Source organism: Enterobacter cloacae complex sp. IR5441, assembly GCF_049238215.1.
GTDB classification, from domain to species: domain Bacteria; phylum Pseudomonadota; class Gammaproteobacteria; order Enterobacterales; family Enterobacteriaceae; genus Enterobacter; species Enterobacter hormaechei_C.
The window spans coordinates 257,940-281,564 of the sequence record NZ_JBMKIA010000004.1 but is presented as its reverse complement, the minus strand read 5'-3'; the positions used below and the strand labels follow the sequence as shown (position 1 = coordinate 281,564).

At 56.1% G+C, this 23,625-nt stretch carries 26 protein-coding genes; 13 read left to right on the top strand and 13 right to left on the bottom strand.

What is annotated here, in order from left to right:
- The first annotated feature begins 5 nt into the window (after positions 1-5).
- From ACOTX5_RS07825 to cmoB, 12 genes are all read left to right on the top strand, one after another.
- Positions 6-392 (top strand): S24 family peptidase, encoded by a 387-nt coding sequence (locus ACOTX5_RS07825; protein ID WP_032673909.1) that lies wholly within the window; start codon positions 6-8, stop codon positions 390-392.
- A gap of 106 nt (positions 393-498) precedes the next feature.
- Positions 499-720 carry a hypothetical protein gene (locus ACOTX5_RS07820; protein WP_063945240.1) on the top strand — a complete coding sequence of 74 codons (222 nt, stop codon included), beginning with the start codon at positions 499-501 and terminating at the stop codon, positions 718-720.
- Positions 713-1,120 carry a hypothetical protein gene (locus tag ACOTX5_RS07815; RefSeq protein ID WP_032667382.1) on the top strand — a complete coding sequence of 136 codons (408 nt, stop codon included), beginning with the start codon at positions 713-715 and terminating at the stop codon, positions 1,118-1,120. The genes ACOTX5_RS07820 and ACOTX5_RS07815 overlap by 8 nt, the downstream gene beginning before the upstream one ends.
- Entirely contained in the window at positions 1,074-1,313 is a 240-nt protein-coding gene (locus ACOTX5_RS07810) for a hypothetical protein (RefSeq protein WP_419095430.1), read from the top strand. Before ACOTX5_RS07815 ends, ACOTX5_RS07810 begins: the two co-directional genes overlap by 47 nt.
- The gene (locus ACOTX5_RS07805) at positions 1,310-1,723 is read left to right on the top strand and encodes a hypothetical protein (RefSeq protein WP_032667381.1); all 414 of its coding nucleotides are present in this window, start codon (positions 1,310-1,312) and stop codon (positions 1,721-1,723) included. Before ACOTX5_RS07810 ends, ACOTX5_RS07805 begins: the two co-directional genes overlap by 4 nt.
- Positions 1,723-2,301 carry a hypothetical protein gene (locus ACOTX5_RS07800; RefSeq protein WP_050595459.1) on the top strand — a complete coding sequence of 193 codons (579 nt, stop codon included), beginning with the start codon at positions 1,723-1,725 and terminating at the stop codon, positions 2,299-2,301. Before ACOTX5_RS07805 ends, ACOTX5_RS07800 begins: the two co-directional genes overlap by 1 nt.
- Positions 2,302-2,308: 7 nt before the next feature.
- Positions 2,309-2,545 (top strand): excisionase family protein, encoded by a 237-nt coding sequence (locus ACOTX5_RS07795; RefSeq protein ID WP_006811088.1) that lies wholly within the window; start codon positions 2,309-2,311, stop codon positions 2,543-2,545.
- Between the two features lie 55 nt (positions 2,546-2,600).
- A complete protein-coding gene (locus ACOTX5_RS07790) occupies positions 2,601-3,914 on the top strand; it encodes a tyrosine-type recombinase/integrase (RefSeq protein ID WP_032667380.1) in 1,314 nt (437 codons plus the stop codon).
- Positions 3,893-4,666, top strand: coding sequence for a DUF72 domain-containing protein (locus ACOTX5_RS07785; protein ID WP_063945241.1), 774 nt, complete (start codon positions 3,893-3,895; stop codon positions 4,664-4,666). Before ACOTX5_RS07790 ends, ACOTX5_RS07785 begins: the two co-directional genes overlap by 22 nt.
- 51 nt (positions 4,667-4,717) lie before the next feature.
- A complete protein-coding gene (locus ACOTX5_RS07780; protein ID WP_003859737.1) occupies positions 4,718-5,113 on the top strand; it encodes an MAPEG family protein in 396 nt (131 codons plus the stop codon).
- 40 nt (positions 5,114-5,153) lie between these two features.
- Positions 5,154-5,897, top strand: coding sequence for a carboxy-S-adenosyl-L-methionine synthase CmoA (cmoA, locus tag ACOTX5_RS07775; RefSeq protein ID WP_003859735.1), 744 nt, complete (start codon positions 5,154-5,156; stop codon positions 5,895-5,897).
- A complete protein-coding gene (gene cmoB / locus ACOTX5_RS07770) occupies positions 5,894-6,865 on the top strand; it encodes a tRNA 5-methoxyuridine(34)/uridine 5-oxyacetic acid(34) synthase CmoB (protein ID WP_023303898.1) in 972 nt (323 codons plus the stop codon). Before cmoA ends, cmoB begins: the two co-directional genes overlap by 4 nt.
- Positions 6,866-7,126: 261 nt before the next feature.
- Here cmoB and cutC read toward each other — a convergent pair whose 3' ends face one another.
- Positions 7,127-7,870 carry a copper homeostasis protein CutC gene (gene cutC / locus ACOTX5_RS07765; protein WP_032669628.1) on the bottom strand — a complete coding sequence of 248 codons (744 nt, stop codon included), beginning with the start codon at positions 7,868-7,870 and terminating at the stop codon, positions 7,127-7,129.
- A gap of 78 nt (positions 7,871-7,948) precedes the next feature.
- Positions 7,949-8,509 carry a VOC family protein gene (locus ACOTX5_RS07760; RefSeq protein ID WP_045911149.1) on the bottom strand — a complete coding sequence of 187 codons (561 nt, stop codon included), beginning with the start codon at positions 8,507-8,509 and terminating at the stop codon, positions 7,949-7,951.
- 238 nt (positions 8,510-8,747) lie between these two features.
- Here ACOTX5_RS07760 and argS point away from each other — a divergent pair, with 238 nt between their 5' ends.
- Entirely contained in the window at positions 8,748-10,481 is a 1,734-nt protein-coding gene (gene argS, locus ACOTX5_RS07755) for an arginine--tRNA ligase (RefSeq protein WP_045911148.1), read from the top strand.
- A gap of 34 nt (positions 10,482-10,515) precedes the next feature.
- Here the strand turns inward: argS and ACOTX5_RS07750 are convergent, their stop codons facing one another.
- From ACOTX5_RS07750 to tar, 11 genes are all read right to left on the bottom strand, one after another.
- Positions 10,516-11,655, bottom strand: a complete 1,140-nt coding sequence (locus tag ACOTX5_RS07750) for a glycoside hydrolase family 88/105 protein (protein WP_026080697.1) — start codon at positions 11,653-11,655, stop codon at positions 10,516-10,518.
- A 4-nt stretch (positions 11,656-11,659) separates the two neighbouring features.
- A complete protein-coding gene (locus ACOTX5_RS07745; protein ID WP_023303900.1) occupies positions 11,660-13,243 on the bottom strand; it encodes an MFS transporter in 1,584 nt (527 codons plus the stop codon).
- Positions 13,244-13,503: 260 nt separating this feature from the next.
- The gene (gene flhE / locus ACOTX5_RS07740; protein WP_023303901.1) at positions 13,504-13,896 is read right to left on the bottom strand and encodes a flagellar protein FlhE; all 393 of its coding nucleotides are present in this window, start codon (positions 13,894-13,896) and stop codon (positions 13,504-13,506) included.
- Complete coding sequence (gene flhA, locus ACOTX5_RS07735) at positions 13,896-15,974, bottom strand: flagellar biosynthesis protein FlhA (RefSeq protein ID WP_023303902.1); 2,079 nt, start codon at positions 15,972-15,974, stop codon at positions 13,896-13,898. The genes flhE and flhA overlap by 1 nt, the downstream gene beginning before the upstream one ends.
- Positions 15,967-17,115 carry a flagellar biosynthesis protein FlhB gene (flhB, locus tag ACOTX5_RS07730; protein ID WP_006811100.1) on the bottom strand — a complete coding sequence of 383 codons (1,149 nt, stop codon included), beginning with the start codon at positions 17,113-17,115 and terminating at the stop codon, positions 15,967-15,969. Before flhB ends, flhA begins: the two co-directional genes overlap by 8 nt.
- A 150-nt stretch (positions 17,116-17,265) precedes the next feature.
- A complete protein-coding gene (gene cheZ / locus ACOTX5_RS07725; RefSeq protein WP_003859718.1) occupies positions 17,266-17,910 on the bottom strand; it encodes a protein phosphatase CheZ in 645 nt (214 codons plus the stop codon).
- A gap of 10 nt (positions 17,911-17,920) precedes the next feature.
- Positions 17,921-18,310, bottom strand: coding sequence for a chemotaxis response regulator CheY (cheY, locus tag ACOTX5_RS07720; protein ID WP_000763862.1), 390 nt, complete (start codon positions 18,308-18,310; stop codon positions 17,921-17,923).
- Positions 18,311-18,327: 17 nt separating this feature from the next.
- On the bottom strand, positions 18,328-19,377 hold the full coding sequence (locus ACOTX5_RS07715) for a protein-glutamate methylesterase/protein-glutamine glutaminase (RefSeq protein WP_014884341.1): 1,050 nt from the start codon (positions 19,375-19,377) through the stop codon (positions 18,328-18,330).
- Positions 19,374-20,240, bottom strand: a complete 867-nt coding sequence (gene cheR / locus ACOTX5_RS07710; protein WP_017384409.1) for a protein-glutamate O-methyltransferase CheR — start codon at positions 20,238-20,240, stop codon at positions 19,374-19,376. Before cheR ends, ACOTX5_RS07715 begins: the two co-directional genes overlap by 4 nt.
- 19 nt (positions 20,241-20,259) lie before the next feature.
- Positions 20,260-21,861 (bottom strand): methyl-accepting chemotaxis protein IV, encoded by a 1,602-nt coding sequence (gene tap / locus ACOTX5_RS07705; RefSeq protein ID WP_017693235.1) that lies wholly within the window; start codon positions 21,859-21,861, stop codon positions 20,260-20,262.
- A 44-nt stretch (positions 21,862-21,905) separates the two neighbouring features.
- A complete protein-coding gene (gene tar, locus ACOTX5_RS07700) occupies positions 21,906-23,573 on the bottom strand; it encodes a methyl-accepting chemotaxis protein II (protein WP_023303904.1) in 1,668 nt (555 codons plus the stop codon).
- Positions 23,574-23,625 lie beyond the last annotated feature (52 nt).

Here is a 23,625-nt window from a genome sequence, read left to right as displayed (position 1 = left end):
TGAAAATGCAAAATTCCGTCGCAGTTAATCAGCCAGTTAAAACGCCTCAAATGCTGTTCGGATCTGACAACATCAATGACTTTGGCAACCGCGTACAAAGCTGCCGGATGGAAGGTGATTCAATGCAGCCGACCATCGAACCATGTGAGGTTGTGGCTTTCGTTGATTGCGGTGGACGTGCGCTTACCTCTGGCATTTATGTTTACACAATGGATGCTTTTGGTCGCCCATGTCTTTTCATTAAGAGAATTGAGCCATTAGCTGATGGCTCATTAAAAATCATTTCTGATAACCATCATTACGAAACTTTCACCCTTAATACCGATGAACAGAAAGAAATCAAAATTCACGGTCGGGTGGTGGCTTCTTTGGCTGTGAGGCGCTTCGTATGACTTTCATCATTGATAAATCGGCATATAGAACAGCATGCCTTTATGCGGCCTGCGGTTACGAGGTAATCGCTCGTCTTTATCTTAAAAAAGCATATGGTCGGTAATTATGAGCTTATTAAAAAGGCAAGACATTCAGGTTGTGAACATCAAAGCCGAGCAACTGGCTGGTTTATCGCAAACATTATTTGAATGTCACGACAAGTTAGACAGATTTCAACTTAAAACAATATGCGCTCTGGTTTATGACCTCGCCGCTGATATTCATGGATGGACCGAAAAAGAAGAGGAAATAGTTATGGGTTTGGAGGAGGAAAAGCGCAATGGATAAATTAATCGAGACATATCGACGCCGAATTTTAAAAGCAGCGTTATTACGCCACCAGCGTAAAACAGGCAGTAACTGCCTTGTTATTAAGCTCAATAAAGGCGGTATTAACACGGTCGAGTTAACAGAGATTCTTCTCGATGGATTATTACGAAAATTCGAAAGGCTTGCGATCAGTGAATACGGGAATATCGACGGCGTAAAAGCTATCAAGGGAATTTACAGCAGCGCTGTTGATGTTAATGGCAGCGGTGAATTCCTTACGGATAGCGGGAAGGAGTTAATCGACGAGCTCATTTCTGAGCTGGTTGAGTTCGTCAAAAAACAAAAAGTGGAGGCTCCGAAAACGGAGGGTCATGAAATGGGGGGATCTGATGGCACTTACAGCGATACGAATTCCTGAGTGGGTTCACCTCAAAGCGGTACACGTTTTAAGCCAGTTCAGGGCAAGGCGCATTCACCCCTGCCGAATGCACGGATCCGGGAATTTGAGCCTCAAAGTTAACCATCGCTGGCGGCTACTCTCCCGCGATGGCGGCAAGAACTGGGAAGTAATGAGTCACGAACGATACAGCAAAGTTAAGGACCGGAAATGAAAGATAAACGCACCGTAAGCATGATTGACCTGGCATTACAGAAACACGATACGCCAGTTGGCCCACTGTTCGTAGCAGTACGTCACGGTCGTATCAAAAAATGCTTCACGCGAGATACGGCGATCCGCTATCTGGCTTTCTTCATGACCACCGAGGCTTTTGAGCGTTCAGGTTTTCCGCAGCATCACCCGCGAGTGCGTATTGATCGCGATGATATGGAGGTATGGCGAGACGGGGAAACAAAGGCTGAGTATCTGGCCGCCCACCAGCGTTGTGTTCGCCGTCTGCGTCGTATCCTGGCGCGCAAGCGAGAAATGGAAAAATGGTGTGAAAAATGGGACGCGATGCACGAGCGTTACGTCAAAGAAGTAGATGCATTACAAGCCATCAAACCAGAAGGAGTGCATTAATGGTTGATTCAAACTTTACCCCAGAGCCTACATCATCCGGCATCCGTTTTGGTAACCGAGTTATTGGTTATTCAGTTGCGGTTCGCCAGCTCGACAACGGTAATTATGACAAACGAATTCCGGATGGACTTGAACTGTTGGCTTGCATTATGGAAGGGATTGAAAGCGGCTGGTTTAACCCGGGCATCGAGAAAGAAATCATTCTTTGGCGCTGGATGCTGGTTGCCGTCTTTATTACGGAAGAGCAGGAAAAGAACGGGACCTGTGAGGTGGCCAACGATTCAGGAGGTTTCGACAAAGCAGTTATCTACTCCGGCCAGCACGGTTCAATCAGTATTTATCCTGCGCCAGAGCGATTCGCACTTGCTAATCATGTGGAAGGTATTGCCATTGAGAAATACGGCCAGGAGCTTGGTCAGCAGATGGCTCTGCGCATGTACAAGGGCATGTTAGCGGAAGACGAAGTGCAGGGGCTTCAGCTGTCACAATTTGGCCGGGAGGGTTTTAATTTGCTGCACGACAGTTTCATCGAACAGATTCAGAAAGAAGGCATGCCTGACATGCCAGTTATGCACTGAGGTGATTATGAGCGACGTTGTTCTTCTGGTACCGAATGACTGGGTTAGCGAAAAGGTTCTGATTGCGGTTACCGGGCTCAAGCCCGGAACCATCCTCCGGGCCAGAAAAGAATGCTGGCTGGTTGGGCGGGAATATGTGCATGTTTCACCTGACGGAAATCCGAAACCTTCCAGCGAGTGCATGTATAACCGTAAAGCGGTCGATGCGTGGGTGGCCTCAATGAAAAACAAACAGCCTGGGTGATCTGAGGCCATGAAAAAGGTAATCTCATATCGCTCTTGGGCGTCTGGAGGAATCAATGGATAAAGTTACATATCCAACAGGCGTCGAAAACCACGGTGGCACATTGCGCATCTGGTTTAATTTCAAAGGTAAGCGTGTCAGGGAGAGCCTCGGTGTCCCTGACACCGCTAAGAACAGGAAGATCGCCGGGGAATTGCGGACATCGGTATGCTTTGCCATCAGAACAGGCACATTTGAGTACGCGGCACAGTTTCCGGACTCCCCTAACCTCAAGACTTTTGGGGTGGGTAAGAAAGAAATTACAGTGTCAGAGCTTGCCGAAAAGTGGCTGGATCTGAAGAGAATGGAAATCTGCGCGAACGCACTCAACCGTTATGAGTCAGTCGCAAGGAATATGGTGCCAAGGATCGGGGGTAATCGGCTGGTGTCGGCGGTGACTAAAGAGGAATTACTGTATATCAGGAAAGATTTACTGACCGGTCACCAGATGCCAATGAAGGGGAAGGTCCCGGCAAAGGGACGAAGTGTTGTCACCGTAAATTATTACATGACAACGATTGCCGGAATGTTTCAGTTTGCCGCAGATCACGGTTACTTAGAGGCGAACCCATTCGACGGGATCAAGCCTCTTAAAAAAGCCAGGGCAGAGCCAGATCCGCTAACTCGTGACGAATTTATTCGCCTGATTGATGCATGCCGGCATCAGCAGACGAAAAACCTGTGGTCACTTGCAGTATACACAGGGATCCGTCATGGGGAGCTGACCTCCCTGGCCTGGGAGGATATCGATCTTGAAGCTGGAACAATAACAATCAGGCGTAATTATACAAAACTGGGTGAATTCACTCTACCGAAAACTGAGGCCAGTACCAACAGAGTGATACACCTCATTCAGCCTGCGATCAGCGTCCTGAGGAATCAGGCGGAAATGACCAGGCTTGGAAAAAGGCATCGGATCGATGTTCAGCTGCGCGAATACGGCAGAACTGAGAGCCACGAGTGTACATTTGTTTTCAACCCTCAACTGGTCAGAAGATGTCAGCAGGTGGGGATCATCTACAAAGTCGACTCGATAGGTGATTTATGGGACGCGGCGATGAAGCGAGCAGGGATAAGGCACAGGAAAGCATATCAGTCGCGTCACACGTATGCATGCTGGTCACTGTCAGCTGGTGCTAACCCCAGCTTTATTGCCAGTCAGATGGGCCATGCGAGCGCCCAGATGGTTTTCAACGTATACGGTGCGTGGATGGCAGACAGCAGTAGCGAGCAGATCGCAATGCTGAATCAGAGGCTCGCGGATTTTGCCCCACAGATGCCCCAAAGCATACATAGCAGCGCCAGAGCATTATTAAAATCAGTAAGTTAGTTAATAACGCCCGACATGTTAACTGCGTGGAGGGCAATACCACGCTGTACGCCCTGCCCCGCGCGGAGATCGTCGAACGCTGGCGTGAGCAAACCACCGACGACTTCCGCTTTTGCTTTAAATTCCCGGCGACCATCTCCCACAACGCCGCGCTGCGCAACTGCGATGATTTAACCCACGAGTTTTTCACCCGGATGTCGCCTCTGGCCAACCGTATTGGCCAGTACTGGCTCCAGCTTCCCGCCACGTTTGGCCCGCGCGACCTGCCTGCCCTCTGGCAGTTTCTCGACGCCCTGCCGCATGGCTTCACCTACGGCGTAGAAGTAAGGCATCCGGAATTCTTTGCCAAGGGCGACGCGGAGAAAGCGCTCAATCGCGGCCTGCATGAACGATCGGTCAACCGCGTGATCCTCGACAGCCGCCCCGTGCACAGCGCAATCCCGCACAGCGAAGCCGTTGTTGATGCCCAGCGCAAAAAACCGAAAGTGCCCGTCCACGCGATCGTAACGGCGCAGAACCCGATGGTCCGGTTTATCGGCAGCGATAACATGCAGCAAAATGAGGAGATGTTCGCCGTCTGGCTGCAAACGCTGGCGAAATGGGAGCACACCACCACGCCGTACCTTTTTTTACATACGCCGGATATCGCACAGGCGCCTGAACTGGTCGATGCTCTCTGGCAGGCCTTGCAGCAGGCGGTTCCGTCGGTTGGCCCCGCGCCGTCCATCCCACAACAATCTTCTCTTTTCTGAAATCACCCCCTATCATAGAGACGTGCCATCTGCCAAAAACAGGGAGTTAGTATGGTCAGCGCGCTGTATGCGGTGTTAGGTGCATTACTGCTGATTAAGTTTTCATTTGATGTTGTGCGCCTGAGAATGCAGTACCGCGTCTCGTACGGTGACGGGGGCTTTTCTGAGCTACAAAGCGCAATCCGCATCCACGGCAACGCGGTCGAGTACATTCCCGTCGCGTTAATTTTACTGCTGTTAATGGAGATGGATGGCGCTGAAACCTGGATGGTGCACGTCTGTGGGCTGCTGCTGATTGCAGGGCGTTTGATGCATTATTATGGTTTTCACCACCGCCTGATCCGCTGGCGTCGTTCCGGCATGAGCGCGACCTGGTGCTCGCTTTTGCTGATGGTGCTGGCTAACCTTTGGTATATGCCGTGGGAGTTGGTTTTCTCCTTCCATTAGCGCACAATATGCCCCTTTATTTTTCCCGGATTTTTACGTTATGTCAGATCGCGACACGCTTTTTTCCGCGCCTATCGCCAGCCTGGGCGACTGGACCTTTGATGAACGGGTAGCCGAAGTCTTCCCGGATATGATCCAGCGCTCTGTTCCCGGTTATTCCAATATTATCTCCATGATCGGCATGCTGGCGGAGCGTTTTGTTCAACCCGGCACGCAGGTCTATGACCTGGGTTGTTCGCTGGGAGCGGCAACGCTGTCTATTCGTCGTAACGTTCATCACGAAGGCTGCAAGATTGTGGCTGTCGATAACTCACCGGCTATGGTTGAACGCTGCCGTCGCCACATTGATGCGTATAAAGCCCCTACGCCTGTGGAGGTGGTAGAAGGCGATATCCGCGATATCGACATCCAGAACGCCTCGATGGTGGTACTGAACTTTACCCTTCAGTTCCTGGTACCGGACGATCGTCAGCGGTTGCTGGATAAGATTTATCAGGGCCTGAACCCGGGCGGCGCGCTGGTGTTGTCTGAGAAATTCAGCTTTGAAGACGCCAGCGTGGGCGAACTGCTGTTCAACATGCACCATGATTTCAAGCGTGCAAATGGCTACAGCGAGCTGGAGATCAGCCAGAAGCGCAGCATGCTTGAAAACGTCATGCTGACGGATTCTGTAGAAACCCACAAAGCGCGCCTGCGCAAAGCCGGATTTGAACACAGCGAACTGTGGTTCCAGTGCTTTAACTTTGGTTCTCTGGTGGCGCTTAAAGCCGGAGACGCAGCATGATCGAGTTCGGTAATTTCTATCAGCTGATTGCCAAAAACCACCTTTCCCACTGGCTGGAAACCCTGCCTGCGCAAATTGCCGCCTGGCAGCGCGATCAGCAGCATGGTCTGTTGAAGCAGTGGTCCAACGCCGTGGAGTTTCTGCCTGAACTGACGCCTCATCGTCTGGATTTGCTGCACAGCGTGACGGCGGAGAGCGAAGAGCCGCTCCCGGCCGGGCAGATCAACCGCATCGAAACGCTGATGCGTAACCTGATGCCGTGGCGCAAAGGGCCGTTCTCGCTGTACGGTGTAAATATCAACACCGAGTGGCGCTCTGACTGGAAGTGGGATCGCGTTCTGCCGCATTTATCCGACCTGACCGGGCGCACCATTCTGGACGTGGGCTGCGGTAGCGGCTATCACATGTGGCGCATGATCGGCGCAGGCGCGCATCTGGCCGTCGGTATCGATCCGATGCAGCTGTTCCTGTGCCAGTTTGAAGCGGTGCGTAAGCTCCTGGGTAACGACCAGCGTGCGCACCTGCTGCCGCTGGGTATCGAGCAACTCCCTGCCCTGAAAGCGTTTGATACCGTTTTCTCGATGGGTGTGCTGTACCACCGTCGTTCCCCGCTGGAGCATCTCTGGCAGTTGAAAGATCAGCTGGTCAGCGGCGGCGAACTGGTGCTGGAAACGCTGGTCATCGAAGGCGATGAACATGCCGTTCTGGTGCCGGGCGATCGCTATGCGCAGATGCGCAACGTTTACTTCATCCCTTCCGCGCTGGCGCTGAAGAACTGGCTGGAGAAATGTGGGTTTGTCGATGTACGCATCGCCGATGTGTGCGTGACGTCAGTTGAGGAACAGCGCCGCACCGACTGGATGATCACCGAATCGCTGGAGCAATTCCTCGACCCGGACGATCACAGTAAAACCATCGAAGGCTATCCGGCCCCGATGCGTGCGGTATTGATTGCGACCAAGCCGTAGCCTTTAGCCGGGTGGCGGCTGCGCCTTACCCGGCCTACGCGTCGCACGTTTTCTCCAAAATAGTTCAAGTTGCAGCAAGGCGGCAACGCAGCGAATCCCCGGGAGCTTACATCAGTAAGTGACCGGGGTGAGCGAGGCGGCCAACGCGGCTGCGGCTTGAAATATGAAGGAGAAAAAAAGGCCCCTGTGTAATTTGCAGGGGCCTGGTACAAGCAAGCATCATATTGGGCGACATGATGCGCGGTAAAAATCGGTACGTTGCTACACGTGATGACGTTCAATCAACGATTTCATTACCGCAACCGACTCTCCATCCACACCGTAGCGCGAGTACTCATCCGCTTCAGCATCCGTCGACATTGACAACCCTGTATTGCGATAACGCATGGGTGAAGGTATCCATTTACCCGCCGAGCTGTGCAGCTCTTCCACCCCTGCGTTTAAAAACAGTTCCAGATTGCTGGCGCGTACTCCTGCGCCCGCCATGATTATTGGAACACCGGAATGTGCTTTTAGTTCCGTAATTAATTTCAGTCCTTTTTCAGCCGAGGACTGCTGGCCCGACGTCAGAACGCGCGCCACGCCCAGTTCTGCCAGCGTATCAAAGGCTTGTATCGGATCCTGACACATATCGAACGCACGATGAAAAGTGACCGCCATCCCCCGGGCGGCGCGCATGACCTGACGCATACGCGGAAGATCGATGTTGCCGTCTTCGTCCAGCACACCGATCACCAGCCCCGGAAAACCGGAATCACGGACGAGGGCGATATCCTCAAGCATGGCACTGAACTCACCCGCCGTATAACAAAAATCACCGCCGCGCGGGCGAATAATCGGGTGCACCGGAATAGTGATGGCCTGACGGGCTGATTTCAGCACGCCAAAGGACGGGGTTAATCCCCCTTCTTTAGGTGCCGCGCAAAGCTCGATGCGATCGGCCCCCTGCCGTTGCGCAGTGACGGCACACTCCACGCTGTAACAACAAATTTCCAGCAGCGCCATGTCATCCTCCTTAAATTTCACTCAACGTACCATCGTGGCACGTTGCCCGATTGATGTCTGGATCGACGCTCACAATGCTTACGCTTCGCTGGCGACGATCTGCTCGAGAGTCCAGGGATGGAATTTCACCGTCACGTTGCCGTCCGTTACGGCAAGCGTAGGGTTCGGTAAGCGTTCGCGCTCCCCTTTTGGCGAGCTGGTTTTGACGAAAATACCCGGCTGGCTTAACCCCTCGTCGGAAAGCAGCGCCAGCGCACGGGCGTTCAGCGTCTCGGGCTCCCCAGGCAGAACAATTTCGATATGCTCCCAGCCTTCGTGCGGATAACGCTTCTCTCCTGGCCAGGGCAGTTCCACAACGGTGAATTGCCAGTGCGCCACCGTTACCGGCGCGTGAAGTTTGAACAGGCAGATCGGGCGACCGTTAATGATATTCTCCGACAGCAGTTCTCCGCACTGCTCAAAGCCACGCCGCCAGCGTTCGGCGGTGGCATTCTGGTGGCAGCGCAAAGAGATGTGATCGGCCTCAAGCGGCGCGATATCCAGCCCGAGACGGGTGGCAAGTTCTGTGAACGCCTGAGTGAAGCGCGGTAAATCTGCGGAAATATCATGCAGTTCGTCAATGGTATGCCAGTTCGCCATAGGTCAGTCTCGTTTCGTGTCGCAAAGCCGCTAATTTACTCTGTTGCCCTCTGTCGACCAACCGCAGAATCACGGTTTTTTCGACTGCATGATTATGCATACCGTCTTCGCCTGGATTCTGAGCGATCTTCGCCCCCCGCAGGGCTGACGCCCGAAGGCATTTGCAGTATACTCCCGCCCTAAATTCTTAAACTGGCGTGGGTGTTTTTTACCCGCATCAAAAACGTAAGGTATCCAGGTGAATATTCAGGCTCTTCTCTCAGAAAAAGTCAGTCAGGCACTGATTGCCGCAGGTGCGCCTGCGGATTGCGAACCACAGGTTCGTCAGTCAGCGAAAGTACAGTTTGGCGACTATCAGGCTAATGGCGTGATGGCAGTGGCTAAAAAACTGGGCATGCCGCCGCGACAGCTCGCTGAGCAGGTACTGACGCATCTGGATCTCACCGGCATCGCCAGCAAAACCGAAATCGCCGGTCCAGGCTTTATCAACATTTTCCTTGAGCCTGCATTCCTCGCAAGCCACGTTGACGCGGCGCTGAAGTCTGACCGTCTGGGCGTGGCTCAGCCAGAAGCGCAGACCGTGGTGGTTGACTACTCCGCGCCAAACGTGGCGAAAGAGATGCACGTCGGTCACCTGCGCTCCACCATCATCGGTGACGCGGCGGTGCGTACCCTGGAGTTCCTTGGTCACAAGGTGATCCGCGCTAACCACGTAGGCGACTGGGGCACGCAGTTCGGCATGCTGATCGCGTATCTGGAAAAGCAGCAGCAGGAAAACGCAGGCGAAATGGCGCTGGCAGACCTGGAAGGTTTCTACCGTGAAGCCAAAAAGCACTATGACGAAGATGAAGCCTTCGCCGAGCGCGCGCGCAGCTACGTGGTGAAACTTCAAGGCGGCGACCCGTACTTCCTCGAGATGTGGCGCAAGCTGGTGGACATTACCATGTCCCAGAATCAGCTCACCTATAACCGTCTGAACGTGACCCTGACCCGTGACGACGTGATGGGTGAAAGCCTGTATAACCCGATGCTGCCAAGCATTGTGGCGGACCTGAAAGCTAAAAATCTGGCGGTGGAAAGCGAAGGCGCAACGGTGGTGTTCCTTGATGAGTATAAAAACAAGGAAGGCGAACCGATGGGTGTGATCGTCCAGAAAAAGGATGGCGGCTATCTCTACACCACCACCGACATCGCCTGTGCGAAATACCGTTACGAAACCCTGCATGCGGATCGCGTGCTGTATTACATCGACTCCCGTCAGCACCAGCACCTGATGCAGGCGTGGACTATCGTGCGTAAAGCGGGTTATGTGCCGGATTCCGTGCCGCTGGAACATCACATGTTCGGCATGATGCTGGGTAAAGACGGTAAGCCGTTCAAAACCCGTGCGGGCGGCACCGTGAAGCTTTCCGATCTGCTGGATGAAGCGCTGGAACGCGCGCGTCGCCTGGTGGCCGAGAAGAACCCGGATATGCCTGCTGACGAGCTGGAGAAACTGGCTAACGCGGTTGGGATCGGCGCGGTGAAATACGCGGATCTCTCCAAGAACCGTACCACCGACTATATCTTCGACTGGGACAACATGCTGGCGTTTGAAGGCAACACGGCGCCATATATGCAGTACGCTTATACCCGCGTACTCTCCGTCTTCCGTAAAGCCAATATCGACGAAAGCGTGCTGGCGAATGCCACGGTGACCCTTACCGAAGATCGTGAAGCACAGCTGGCTGCCCGCCTGCTTCAGTTCGAAGAGACGCTCTCCGTGGTCGCGCGTGACGGTACGCCGCATGTTATGTGTGCTTACCTGTACGATCTGGCCGGTCTGTTCTCTGGCTTCTACGAACACTGCCCTATCCTCTCTGCCGAGAGCGAAGCGGTGCGTCACAGCCGCCTGAAGCTGGCGCAGCTGACGGCGAAGACACTGAAGCTCGGTCTGGATACCCTGGGTATCGAAACCGTAGAACGTATGTAAAAAAGAAACCCGGCGAGCGCCGGGTTTTTTATTATCAGAAATATTTCCGCAAATATTCCGTCAGACACAGAATCGCCATTGCCTGGCCATACGGCATCGAGGTCAGCGGTATCTGGCGGTAAAACGCCAGATCGCTCCCCATCCCCGTCCCGAAGGACGTTTGCAGCAGCTCCCCTTCCGGCGAGATGTTTTGCACGATGCCGCGAATCGCTTTCTCCGCCACCTCTGCGTACTCTGCGCCGACATAACGCTTGCGCACGGCTTTCAGAATGCCGTAAGCAAACCCTGCCGTGGCCGACGCCTCCAGATAAGAATCAGGATCGTCCAGCAGCGTATGCCACAATCCGCTCTCGTCCTGACATTTTGCCAGTGCGGCGATCTGCGCGTTCAGTACCTGCACCAGATAGCGACGAACGGCGTTGTTTTCCGGCAGATCCACCAGCTCGAGGAAATCCGGGATCACGATGGTCAGCCAGCTGTTGCCGCGCGCCCAGCGAGCCCGGGCAAAGTTGTGATTGCCGTCGTAATTCCAGCCGTGGAACCACAGTCCGGTCTCCCGATCCATCAGGTTCTGTACGTGGAGCAGGAACTGATAGATCGCCTCCTCGACGTACTCCGGCTTGTTCAGCAGCTTGCCGATTTTCGCCAGCGGCAGCACCGTCATCATCAGCGTGTCATCCCACATCTGCTGATGGTTCTCTTCCGCCAGGGTGATGTGCTGCATGCCGCCATGTTCGGTGCGCGGCATCTCATTCATCGCCCATTCCGCCCAGCTTTCCAGCCACGGCAGCCAGGCAGGGTTTTTGGTCTCTTCGTAGCGATACGCCAGCGTCAGGAACGGCGACATGGTATTCACGTTTTTGGTGGTTGCGCCTTCAGCGAAACGGTCAGCAAACCAGCTGTCGATAATCTCGCGCATGCCTTCGTCACCGGTCTGGCAGTAATACTGCCAGATACCGTATAAACCGACGCCGTGGGTCCATTCCCATCCGGCCCAGCCTTTGGTGTCGATCACGCGCCCGTCGTCCAGCCGCAGCAAAAACTCACCCGTTTTGTCGTGGATATTGACCAGGTTATGCGTCACCTTTTGAATCAGCGATTTCAGCTCATCCCTGGCGATAAAGCGCTCAGGCTGACGCAGTAACGGGCTATGTTTGACAGGCCAAACTTTCATCATCTTAACCTCTGTTGTATGTCGAATTCAGTACCGCGCGATCCTTCAGCGAAGGGGCCACCGGCTTATTGCGATTCAGATAACCGATGTTGTTGTTGCCCCACAGGGATTCATACGGCATTCCCGCCAGCATCTCCACGGTAGCGCGGGCCTGCGGGGTCACCGCCTCTGGCATCGCATGGCCGGACTCGCGCATTTTCGCGGTCTCTTCACGCAGGGTGCTGTGAGTCTGCAAATTGAGTTTGAAGCGCAGGGAGACAAGGAAGCCGCAGAACAGCACCAGAATAGTGCCAACGCTCAGGATCATCAGAATGGTGTGGCTCACTTCCGCAGGTTGCACTTTTTGCCCGCTGACAAAGCCCGACATCTGCATCACGATCCCCACCAGCATCACCGCACCGGCCTGAGACGCTTTACGGGTCAGCGTCATGATGCCCGCGAAGATCCCTTCGCGACGCTGACCGGTGATCACTTCGTCCACGTCAGCAATGTAGGTGTAGGTATTCCACGGTACGTAGTTGATACCCCCGCGGCCAAGACCGGCAACCGCAGAGATCAGCAGCAGCAGAGCGTAAACGTCGCTCAGGCCCGCGTAATAAAGCACCGCGTAAGAGAGCGAGGCCAGACCAAACAGCACGACCACCATGCGGTAAGACGGCGCAGGTCCGAAGCGAATGCACAGCGGGATCATGCCGATCACGGCGAGGAACTGGAAGATGGCCATCGTGCCCAGCAGGTTGGACGCCATTGACGCCTCCTGCATCAGCACAAATACCACGTAATAGGTGAACACCGCATTAAAGACGTCCTGGGCGATGTAGCCGCCAAGGTACATCCCCAGATGCTGGCGGAAAATCTTGATGCGCAGCGTCGAACTTAATTCGACAAAAAGACGGTTCAGGCTCTGGCCCAGGGTCAGCTTTTTCTTCTCTTCCTCGGCACGCAGAGCCGCTTCAGACCACTCTTCGCGCGGACGCTCCCAGGTGAAGAACCAGACGAAAGTAAGCATCAGCGCGCAGAGTACGGAGAAGACCAGGCTTGCATAGAAGAAGGAGATCGCGTTGTCTTTGCCGAAATGCGTGAGCAGGATCCCCGGCAGGAAGGAGGCCAGAATGGCGGACATCTGCGCCATAGAGATTCGCGCCCCGGAGAATTTGGTTTTCTGTTTGAAATCGTCCGTCATCTCCGGCACCAGCGTTTCGTATGGCACCAGGATCATGGTGTAGACGATATCAAAGATCAGATAGGTCAGCAGGTAGTACCAGAAACTCATGTCCCCTACCCACATCAGCGAGTAGCTGAAAACGCAGGGAATACCGAGCAGGATGAAGAACTTACGACGGCCAAAGCGCTTGCCCAGCCAGGTGGTGCCAAAGTTATCGGTTAAAAAGCCCATTAACGGGCTGACAACCGCATCCAGCACCCTTGCGGCAGCGAAGATAAAGGTTGCTTCAATCGGTGTGAGTCCACAGAAGGTGGTATAAAAATACAAAAGCCAGGCGGCCGTCAGGGCGGTAGTCCCCGCCCCGAGGAAGTCCCCTGACCCGTAAGCAAAATAATTTGCGAGTCCAATTTTACGTGTTTTCATTGCCGTCAACCCTAATCAGTTTTGGGAGACTCCCTGTAAGCAACCTCGTCCGGGAGTTTTTACACGGCTACAGTAAAAGTATCGACCTGTTGATACCTTTCTGTTTCTGCCATCACAAAGTGGTGAATGGCAAAAACGCAAAGAGTGTCAATACGCGTGTCACTGATTTATAAAACAGCGTTTCTTTTGTATCAAAAGGGAAGGTCATTTTTGCGAGCCAGCCTTCAGAAATGCCTGGAGACTGGCGAAAAGGCGGGCAGTTAGCGGTAGTTGACGAGCACCTCGTTGCGCTGAACCTTCAGCGCCGGGATGAGACGTCCACCGCCTGGCACTTCCCAGATAAAGCGTAAAGGCTCCTGAGCAGACACCCCGTTGAAGGCCTGGGTAGTGCCACGTTGACCCTCGATTTCCGCGCAGCGGGTCAGCGAGCACAGCCGCACCCGCAACCCGGCCGGTGTGGGTCCCGTCAGGGTGTAATTCCAGGCCACCAGCGTCATCTGCCCGGACACGGGCTCAGAGGCGGACAGCGGACGGGAGGAGATCGACTCCCCCCGATGGTTGAGCGTCAAGCCGATACTGCTGGCCTGCCATGCCCCCTCGCCTGCGGCCTGCGCCGCCAGCGGGAAAAGTAAGATCCACAGCCACTTACGCATTATTTCCCTCCTATGGTCGCCGTCATGCGAATATTGCGGTTATCGGACAGCTCCATATTCGACAGCACTACCAGCTGGTTCAGGCTCCGGCGCAGGAAGCGCGACAGCAACGGACGCAGCGCGTGATTCACCAGCAGCACCGGCGGCGCGCCCAGCATCTCCTGACGCGCCAGCGCCTCCTGGGTTTGCGCCAGTAATCTGTCCGCCAGACCCGGCTCCAGCCCGCCACCGCCCTGCAACGCCTGAAGCAGCAGACGTTCCAGCGGCGTGTCCAGGCCAATGACCTGCACTTCGCCGGTTCCCGGGAACCATTGCTGGGTAATGGCGCGTCCAAGCGCCACGCGCACCACCGCCGTCAGTTCGTGCGGATCGCTTTGCAGCGGCGCATGTTCGGCCAGCGTCTCAAGGATGGTACGCATATCGCGAATGGGCACCTTCTCATCGAGCAGATTTTGCAGCACTTTGTGCAGGGTGGTTAAGGTCAGTACGCCCGGCACCAAATCTTCGGTCAGCTTCGGCATCTCCTGCGTTACGCGGTCGAGCAGCTGCTGCGCCTCCTGACGTCCAAACAGTTCCGCGGAGAACTGGCCAATCAGGTGGTTGAGGTGCGTTGCCACCACGGTACTGGCCTCAACGACCGTGTAACCCTGAATCTGGGCCTGCTCTTTCAGGGCGCTCTCAATCCAGATTGCCGCCAGACCAAAGGCCGGGTCGGTCGTCTGCTCACCCGGCAACGTGCCTGCGGCGGTGCCCGGGTTAATCGCCAGCCAGCGGCCGGGGTACGCATCACCGCTGCCGATTTCCACCCCTTTCATCAGGATGCGGTAGCGCGCGGGCGGGAGATCCATATTGTCCCGGATGTGGACCACCGGCGGCAGGAAGCCCATATCCTGGGCGAATTTTTTACGAATGCTGCGGATACGGCCAAGCAGCTCACCATCCTGCTGGAAATCCACCATCGGGATCAGGCGGTACCCCACTTCCATCCCCAGCGAATCTTCGAGCTGTACGTCGTTCCAGGTGGCTTCCACCGCCTGGGTGTTCTCAGGCATTTTGACCGGCGCAGGCTCTGCCTTAGGCTGCGTTTCCCGGCCACGCATCCACCAGGCAAGCCCCAGCAGCGCAGCGGTGAACAGCAGGAATACCAGGTTTGGCATGCCCGGCACCATACCGAGCAGGCCCAGCACCGCCGCGGAGAGCAGCATAACGCGCGGGTTGCTGAAGAGCTGCCCCACCATCTGCTCGCCCACGTCCTGATCGGTACTGACGCGAGTCACAATCACGCCCGCCGCGGTGGAGATCACAAGCGCCGGGATCTGCGCCACCAGACCGTCACCAATGGTCAGCAGCGTATAGCTTTCCGCCGCGTGGCTCATGTCCATGCCGTGTTGCAGCACGCCGACGAGCAGGCCGCCGACGACGTTAATCACCATGATCAGAATGCCCGCGATGGCGTCACCGCGCACAAACTTACTCGCACCGTCCATGGAGCCATAGAAATCTGCCTCCTGGGTCACTTCGGCACGGCGTTTTTTCGCTTCATCTTCCGCGATCAGCCCGGCATTCAGGTCGGCGTCGATGGCCATCTGCTTGCCCGGCATCCCGTCGAGCACGAAGCGCGCGCCCACTTCAGCGATACGCCCCGCCCCTTTAGTGATAACCATGAAGTTGATAATCACCAGAATGACGAACACCACGATACCGATGGCGAAGTTGCCGCCCACCAGGAAGTGACCGAAGGCTTCGACCACCTTGCCCGCCGCCGCCGCGCCGGTGTGCCCTTCCATCAGGATGATACGCGTGGAGGCAACGTTCAGCGCCAGGCGCAGCAGCGTGGTGAACAGCAGGATCGTTGGAAACGCGGCGAACTCCAGCGTGCGCTGGGTGAACATCGCCACCAGCAACACCATGATGGACAAGGCAATGTTGAAGGTGAAAAGCAGGTCGAGGATAAATGCCGGTAACGGCAGCACCATCATCGACAGAATTAACAGGATCAGAATCGGTCCGGCAAGGATCTGCCATTGCGTCGATTTCAGGTTGCCGGGCAGGCGCAACATTGCCACCAGATTAGCCATCAGTGTCCTTCTCGTTCAAAAAATCCAGTGCTTCAGGCACCGGCAGGTTCTCAGGTTTTACAGGTCGTTGACCGCCCGCTAAACGCCAGCGTTTCAGTTGCCACACCCAGGCCAGCACCTCTGCGACAGCGGCGTAGAGCTGGCCCGGGATCTGTTGTCCAATTTCCGCGTGGCGATACAGCGCGCGAGCCAGCGGCGGTGCTTCCAGGATCGGCACACGGTTTTCCGTGGCAATTTCACGAATGCGCAGCGCAATCAGCCCGGCCCCTTTCGCCACCACTTTCGGCGCGCTCATTTTGTTTTCGTCGTACTGAAGCGCCACGGAATAGTGAGTCGGGTTGGTGACGATGACGTCGGCTTTCGGCACATCTTCCATCATGCGCCGACGCGCGGCGGCGCGCTGCATCTGGCGGATACGGCCCTTAACGTGCGGGTCGCCTTCCATCTGTTTATATTCATCGCGGATGTCCTGACGCGACATTCGCAGCTTTTTGATATGGGAATAGATCTGGAAGATAACGTCGAACGCCACCATCGGAATAATGCTGAGTACCACCAGCAGCGAGCATAACCCGACCAGGTTCAGGGCATTCTTCATCGCCGTCATCGGGGACTCGCTGATGAGGCGCATCATCTCCGGCCAGTGGTGCCACAGAAAAAACCCGGCGGTACTGCCCATAAGAAGCGATTTCAGGATCGCTTTAAGAAGCTCAGCCCCGGTTTGCGCGGAAAACATTTTCGCAATGCCGGGGAACGGATTGAGCTTAGAAAATTTCGGTTGCAGCGATTTTCCGCTGAACACCAGGCCACCGAGCATGACCGGCGAAACCAGGGCCACGATGACCACCCCCGCGATCAGCGGCAGCAAGGCGATCATCGCGCTTTTCACAAGGTTGATGATCTGAATGAGGATCAGATTGGGGTCATTGACCATGCTGTGATCAAAACGTAAGCCAGCCGAGAGCATTCCCGCCAGTCTGCGGGCGAGCATCTCCCCGCCCCACCAGATTATGCAGACGCCCACCACCAGGATCAGCAGGGATGTCAGCTCTCGGGATCGGGGGATCTGCCCATCCTCACGGGCTTTTTCAAGTCGGTGGGGTGTGGGGGCTTCTGTTTTGTCGTCGTTCTCTTCTGCCACTGTGCCTGCTCGCAGCCCATTAATTCACGGGTATCATGCCAGCGCAGAGAAAATCCAATGGCGGGAAAAGCCCGTTTATTCGGGCTCTTTTCACTGTTTTTGTTCTGAGCTGCCTCAGGCCGCGTTAACGACCTGAGGCAGAACGGGCAATCAGAAACCAAGACTGTCCAGCAGATCGTCCACCTGATCCTGGCTCGCCACCACGCCCGCTTTGCTGGTGTCAAGCTGTGGACCATTGAGCAGGCTTTCGTTCTCGCGTTTCGGACGGGCAGCCGGTTCCGGTATGTTCTCGAGCAGCACCATCAGCAGCTGACGTTCAATCTCCTGAATCACATCCATCATGCGCTTGATCACCTGGCCGGTGAGGTCCTGGAAATCCTGTGCCATCATGATGTCCAGCAGCTGGGCGTTAGTGAAGCTGGTGTGTCCCGGCACGTCACCCAGGTACTGACGGGTATCCGTTACCAGTTCGCGGGCATCCGCCAGCTCAATAGGGTTCTCAAACCACTCATCCCAGCGTTTGCTCAGCGCTTTCGCCCCCTTCTCCATCGCATCCTGGTGCGGCTGCGAGGCTTCAACGCTGTTCAGCGCACGCTCGGCCGCCTGCGCGGTCATCTGCACGACGTAGTCCAGACGGTCGCGCGCGTCAGGGATGGCTTCCGCCGCTTCGGCGATAGCCTGGTCCAGCCCCAGCTCGCGCAGGCTGTCGCGCAGCATGCGGGTCAGGCTACCAATGCGGGCAATAATGTCGCTCGGCGAATGTTCTTCAACGGGTTTCATAGCAGGTTGCAACATATCCATCACCTCACATGCCGAGTTTCTCGAAGATCTTCCCGAGCTTCTCTTCCAGAGTCGCCGCGGTGAATGGCTTCACCACGTAGCCGCTTGCGCCCGCCTGTGCAGCGGCAATAATGTTCTCTTTCTTCGCTTCTGCGGTCACCATCAGCACCGGCAGAGAGGCCATGCCCGCATCCGCGCGGATGGTTTTCAGCAGTTCGAGACCGTCCATGTTCGGCATGTTCCAGTCGGAAATCACAAAACCAAACCCGCCAGCCTGGAGTTTGTTCAGCGCATCCACCCCGTCTTCTGCTTCTTCAACATTGTTGAAGCCCAGCTCTTTCAGCAGGTTGCGCACAATGCGACGCATGGTGGAAAAGTCATCCACAACCAAAAACTTAAGCTCTTTATCCGCCATAAAATAATACTCCTGAGTCAAATACGTATTGCCTGTCCGGCACTGATTTTCGCCAGCATCTGCTGGCTTACCTGGCTAAGATCGACCACTTCGCTTACGCCACCCATATTGATGGCCTCGCGCGGCATGCCGAACACCACACAACTTGCTTCATTCTGCGCAATCGTCCAGGCGCCAGCCTGGTGCATCGCAAGCATTCCGGCGGCGCCGTCGTTGCCCATCCCCGTCAGGATCACCCCAACGGCGTTGCGCCCCGCATGTTTCGCCACCGAATGAAACAGCACATCCACCGACGGACGGTGCCGGTTAACCGGCGGCCCGTCATGAATTTTGATTTGATAGTTCGCCCCGCTGCGCGCCAGCTCCATGTGCTTGTCACCCGGGGCGATATAGGCGTGACCCGGCAGCACGCGCTCGCCGTCTTCCGCCTCTTTCACGCTGATCTGGCACAGCTTATTCAGGCGCTCCGCGAACGAACGGGTAAACCCTGGCGGCATATGTTGCGTAATCAGAATACCCGGGCTTGAGAGCGGCAATGGCTGGAGTACATGGCGAATTGCCTCTGTTCCTCCGGTTGACGCCCCAATGACCAGCAACTTTTCCGAGCTGAGTAACGGCCCTGCCTTCAGGGTTGCCGGAGCTGCCATCGGCTTGTGGGCCGCGAGTTTTGCGCGCGACGCGGTACGGATTTTCTCGGCGATCATCTCGCTGTACGCCAGCATCCCCTCGCGAATGCCGAGCTGCGGCTTGGTGACAAAATCCACCGCCCCCAGCTCCAGCGCGCGCAGGGTGATTTCTGAACCTTTACCGGTCAGAGATGACACCATCACCACCGGCATCGGGCGCAGGCGCATTAATTTTTCCAGGAAATCGATGCCATCCATGCGCGGCATTTCAACATCCAGCGTCAGCACGTCGGGGTTATATTTTTTGATTAAATCCCGCGCGACCAGCGGATCGGGCGCTGTCGCCACCATCTCCATATCGCTGTGGCTATTGATGATTTCGGTCATGATCTGACGCATCAGCGCCGAATCATCGACAGACAATACCCTGATTTTACTCATGCTTTTTCCTTACTCAGCGCATATACCGTTTGCCCACGCAGGCTAAACTCACGCACGAGGTTGCTGAAGTTTTCCGAGTGCCCGGCAAACAGTAAACCGTCAGGCTTGAGCAACGGAACAAAGCGACGCAGGATGTCCTGTTGCGTCGTTTTATCAAAATAGATCATCACGTTACGGCAAAAAATGGCGTCGAATGGCCCCGGCACGTTGTACTGCTTATCCAGTAAATTAACGGGAGCAAATTCCACGCAGTTCGCCAGCTCCTGGCGTACGCGCACCAGTCCTTCATGCGGGCCGGTACCGCGCATGAAGTAACGCTGTAGCTGCTGAGGAGACAGCGTTTTAAGCTCATCCTGGCGATAAACGCCGTTACGGGCTTTTTCCAGCACTTCGGTATCGATGTCGCTGGCGTACACTTTCCAGCGGCCCGGCGCCATGCCCAGGGTGTCCGCCAGGGTGATGGCCAGCGAGTACGGCTCTTCCCCGGTAGAGGCCGCCGCGCTCCAGACGCGATACTCTCCGCTACGGCGACGGGCGTGTTCCGCCAGCACCGGGAAGTGATGCGCCTCGCGGAAAAACGCGGTCAGGTTGGTGGTTAATGAGTTGATAAATGCCTGCCATTCGGCGCTGTTCTGGTTCGCTTCGAGCATGCTCAGATAGCGGCCAAAATCATCCAGCCCCAGCGTACGCAAGCGCCGCACCAGCCGGTTGTAGACCATGTCTCGCTTATGGTCCGCAAGCACGATCCCCGCACGCTGGTAGATTAACTGACATATCCGACGAAAATGCGCGTCGGACAGCGCGAGGCGCTGTGTCATCTGCAACAATAATGACGTTTGCCCTGAGGGCATGGGTGATGTCATAGCGCCTTCTTAATCACATTCAGGATACAACGGGCACGGCCTGTGACCGTCCGACTTCTGTTACTGCTTCAACGTGCTCTTTCACATTAAATACGGCGACCAACCCGGTAAGGTGATCCGCCTGGTTTGCCAGCTGATCGGTCGCCGCCGCCGCCTCTTCCACCAGTGAGGCGTTCTGCTGCGTAACCTGATCCATCTGTGTAACGGCCTGCGCCACCTGCTCAATACCACGGCGTTGTTCATCAGACGCCGAGGCAATCTCGCCCATAATGTCGTTAACCCGCGTCACGGAGGTGACAATCTCGTGCATGGTCTGCGCGGCGGTATCCACCAGCGCGGAGCCCTGCTGAACGCGGGAGACCGACTCTTCTATCAGCCCTTTGATCTCTTTCGCCGCATTGGCGCTGCGGCTGGCGAGGTTTCGGACTTCACCGGCAACTACCGCGAACCCGCGCCCCTGCTCCCCGGCACGCGCCGCTTCAACGGCCGCGTTCAGCGCCAGAATATTGGTCTGGAACGCGATCCCGTCGATGACGCTGATAATGTCGCCAATTTTCTGCGAGCTGGCGGCAATCTCCTGCATCGTACTGGCGACGTGAGAGGCCTGATCGCCCCCACGTTTCGCCGTCATCGCCGCCTGTTTTGACAAGTCGGACGCCTGACGCGCGTTATCGGCGTTCTGGCTTACCGTCGCGGTCAGCTGCTCCATGCTGGCCGCCGTCTGCGCCAGCGATGCCGCCTGCTGTTCGGTGCGGGATGAGAGATCGTTATTGCCTGCCGCAATCTCGGAGATCCCGGTATGCATGGCGTAACTGCCCTGGCGAACGTTGCTTACCGTTTCCCGCAGCGACCCCTGCATCGCCTTCAGGCTGGCGAAAATCGCTGATATTTCATTCCTGCCATACACGGCCACCGGACGCGCCAGATCGCCCTTCGCCATACTGTCGAAGTGGCTGCTGACGATGGCCAGCGGCTGGACGATCATTTTGCGCGACCACCACAGCGAGCCGCCGGTCAGCAGGGCGGCCAGGATCACCATGGTCAGGAAAATCGCCCCTGACATGCGGTAGCTGGTACGGCTGTCCGCACCGGCACGCGCCACAAACTGGTTAATATCCTGCTGCCAGGCGTTAAAGCTGCCGTCGAACGCCGCCTGAGACGCCTGCACCGGCGCGGTCAGGAAGTCAGAAAGCTGGTTGTTCTCCAGCCACGTCGCCTGATGGTCGAGATCGCCGTACCACACATCAAAGGTCTTTTTCATGGCGACTTTCAGCGCTTTCTCTTTCTCACTGACCGCCTCCTGCGCCGTAAAGGCCTTAAACTGCGCGTCGGCCTGCTTCAGGCTGCTGCGGGCCACGACCATCAGCGCCTTAATATCCTCCGGCGGATAGCTCAGCGCGGTTAACGTCCCTGCTTTGTTCAGCGCAGTGCTTGCCTGCAACAGCACGGCACGCGTTTGTGCCAGTGCGGAGCGCTGCTGATTACTCGTCTCAACTTCCTGCAAATTCTGATAGCCATCGCGAAACGCCCAGAAAGACAACCCGTTACTGCCAACCTGCAAAACCCCACACAGGATCAGAATCAAAAACAGTGTGGTCGAGATACGAATACGATTTAACATCCACGCTCCCATCAAGCGGCAAGCAGCCGCGGTTTAATTGTCAGTCAAAATGTTTCCCAGTTTTCATCTTGTCCGGTCACCGCTGCGCGCGTACGTGTTGTCACGGGCGCCGGGGTTGCTTCGCTGTACGCCGACCGCGAGCTGACCGTATTTGTCGTTTTTGAAGTAAGACGGAACGCCGAGACGGCCATTTTCAGGCGGCTCGCCTGGTCCTCCAGCGCAGCGGCCGCGGCAGCGGACTCCTGCACCAGGGCGGCGTTTTGCTGCGTCACACGATCCATTTCCGATACCGCCAGGGCGACCTGGTCAATACCACGACTCTGCTCATCCGATGCAGAGGCGATTTCACCCATGATGTCCGTCACGCGCGTCACGGCATTCACGATGTCATTCATGGTTTCACCCGCACTTTCCACCAGCACCGAGCCGGTATCCACGCGTGAAACAGAGTCTTCAATCAGGGCTTTGATCTCTTTCGCCGCATTGGCGCTGCGGCTGGCGAGGTTACGCACTTCGCCGGCGACCACGGCAAACCCGCGCCCCTGCTCGCCCGCACGCGCCGCTTCAACGGCCGCGTTCAGCGCCAGGATATTGGTCTGGAAGGCGATACCGTCGATTACGCTGATGATGTCGGCGATTTTCTTCGAGCTGTCGGCAATGTCATGCATGGTTTTCACCACGCCGTCGACCACCCGACCGCCGCGCTGGGCGGTGTCGGACGCGCTTTCTGCAAGCTGCGACGCCTGGCGGGCATTGTCGGCATTCTGCTTCACGGTCGCGGTGAGCTGCTCCATGCTGGCCGCCGTCTCTTCCAGAGCGGATGCCTGCTGTTCGGTACGGGACGAGAGATCGTTGTTGCCCATCGCGATTTCACTCGTGCCGGTATAGATGGCATCCGCCCCCTCGCGCACGTTGGCGACGGTATCAATCAGCGAACGCTGCATATGGTCGACGCTGGTTGCCAGCTCGGTGATCTCATTGCGGCCAGAAACGGTCAGCGTTTTCGTGAGATCGCCCCGGCCAATATCACGGATATGGGCAATGACGCGGCCAAGCGGGTTAAGCAGGATATGACGAATGCCGTACCACACGGCCACCAGTACGATGACCAGCGCGAGGGCGAGAACCGCCATCTGCCATTTCGCGAAACGGTAGTCGTTCTGGCTTTGCGTGAACGCGGAGTGATAAAGCTCGCCGCTGGCTTTAGCGTACTCGCCGAGTGCCGCGCCGAGGGCGTTCTGCATTCCCTGGGTCGGCTGCGCGAAATAGGCGTCCATATTGCCCATCTCCAGGAACTGCACCAGCTCCGTGAGGCCGGCGAAGTAGGCCTGATATTTTTCATCTATGTTCGCGCTCGCCTGCGCCATTGCCGGCTGAGGGGCGATTTTTTTGAAGGCGTCGTAATGTTTCGCCGCGTCTGCCAGCGTGGCGCGCGCATTCTTCAGCAGTTCCGTTTTTGCGCTGCTCTGCTGGTTATTTGGGTCCATCATCATGCGGGCAGACGAGCGGCTCAGGTTGATACGCGTCTGCAACATCAGATCCCAGGTCGTGGTCAGTTCGCTTTGCTGCATACGCAAATCGTTCGAGGCCGCGAAGCTGTCCTGGTTCTGTTTTAACGACGAGAAAAAGAGGCCGCCAGAAGTAAGCTGAAGAAGTGCGAAAATGACCAGCACCATCATAAGCATTGTGACAACGCGGATACGGTTCAACATACAACACCTTCTCATAGATTTATTAACGGTGTTATCGGCACAGGCCACAGGA

Bases quoted from the DNA above. Each gene is read 5' to 3' on its own strand.
- ACOTX5_RS07810 (WP_419095430.1), top strand. From the start codon at position 1,074: ATGAAATGGGGGGATCTGATGGCACTTACAGCGATACGAATTCCTGAG.
- ACOTX5_RS07750 (WP_026080697.1), bottom strand. From the start codon at position 11,655: ATGAAAGTTTGGCCTGTCAAACATAGCCCGTTACTGCGTCAGCCTGAG.
- ACOTX5_RS07820 (WP_063945240.1), top strand. From the start codon at position 499: ATGAGCTTATTAAAAAGGCAAGACATTCAGGTTGTGAACATCAAAGCC.
- ACOTX5_RS07780 (WP_003859737.1), top strand. From the start codon at position 4,718: ATGGTCAGCGCGCTGTATGCGGTGTTAGGTGCATTACTGCTGATTAAG.
- flhE (WP_023303901.1), bottom strand. From the start codon at position 13,896: ATGCGTAAGTGGCTGTGGATCTTACTTTTCCCGCTGGCGGCGCAGGCC.
- cmoA (WP_003859735.1), top strand. From the start codon at position 5,154: ATGTCAGATCGCGACACGCTTTTTTCCGCGCCTATCGCCAGCCTGGGC.
- ACOTX5_RS07795 (WP_006811088.1), top strand. From the start codon at position 2,309: ATGAGCGACGTTGTTCTTCTGGTACCGAATGACTGGGTTAGCGAAAAG.
- cheZ (WP_003859718.1), bottom strand. From the start codon at position 17,910: ATGTTGCAACCTGCTATGAAACCCGTTGAAGAACATTCGCCGAGCGAC.
- cmoB (WP_023303898.1), top strand. From the start codon at position 5,894: ATGATCGAGTTCGGTAATTTCTATCAGCTGATTGCCAAAAACCACCTT.
- cutC (WP_032669628.1), bottom strand. From the start codon at position 7,870: ATGGCGCTGCTGGAAATTTGTTGTTACAGCGTGGAGTGTGCCGTCACT.
- ACOTX5_RS07815 (WP_032667382.1), top strand. From the start codon at position 713: ATGGATAAATTAATCGAGACATATCGACGCCGAATTTTAAAAGCAGCG.
- tar (WP_023303904.1), bottom strand. From the start codon at position 23,573: ATGTTGAACCGTATCCGCGTTGTCACAATGCTTATGATGGTGCTGGTC.
- ACOTX5_RS07800 (WP_050595459.1), top strand. From the start codon at position 1,723: ATGGTTGATTCAAACTTTACCCCAGAGCCTACATCATCCGGCATCCGT.
- ACOTX5_RS07790 (WP_032667380.1), top strand. From the start codon at position 2,601: ATGGATAAAGTTACATATCCAACAGGCGTCGAAAACCACGGTGGCACA.
- tap (WP_017693235.1), bottom strand. From the start codon at position 21,861: ATGTTAAATCGTATTCGTATCTCGACCACACTGTTTTTGATTCTGATC.
- cheR (WP_017384409.1), bottom strand. From the start codon at position 20,240: ATGACATCACCCATGCCCTCAGGGCAAACGTCATTATTGTTGCAGATG.
- ACOTX5_RS07825 (WP_032673909.1), top strand. From the start codon at position 6: ATGCAAAATTCCGTCGCAGTTAATCAGCCAGTTAAAACGCCTCAAATG.
- flhA (WP_023303902.1), bottom strand. From the start codon at position 15,974: ATGGCTAATCTGGTGGCAATGTTGCGCCTGCCCGGCAACCTGAAATCG.
- ACOTX5_RS07805 (WP_032667381.1), top strand. From the start codon at position 1,310: ATGAAAGATAAACGCACCGTAAGCATGATTGACCTGGCATTACAGAAA.
- ACOTX5_RS07715 (WP_014884341.1), bottom strand. From the start codon at position 19,377: ATGAGTAAAATCAGGGTATTGTCTGTCGATGATTCGGCGCTGATGCGT.
- ACOTX5_RS07745 (WP_023303900.1), bottom strand. From the start codon at position 13,243: ATGAAAACACGTAAAATTGGACTCGCAAATTATTTTGCTTACGGGTCA.
- ACOTX5_RS07760 (WP_045911149.1), bottom strand. From the start codon at position 8,509: ATGGCGAACTGGCATACCATTGACGAACTGCATGATATTTCCGCAGAT.
- cheY (WP_000763862.1), bottom strand. From the start codon at position 18,310: ATGGCGGATAAAGAGCTTAAGTTTTTGGTTGTGGATGACTTTTCCACC.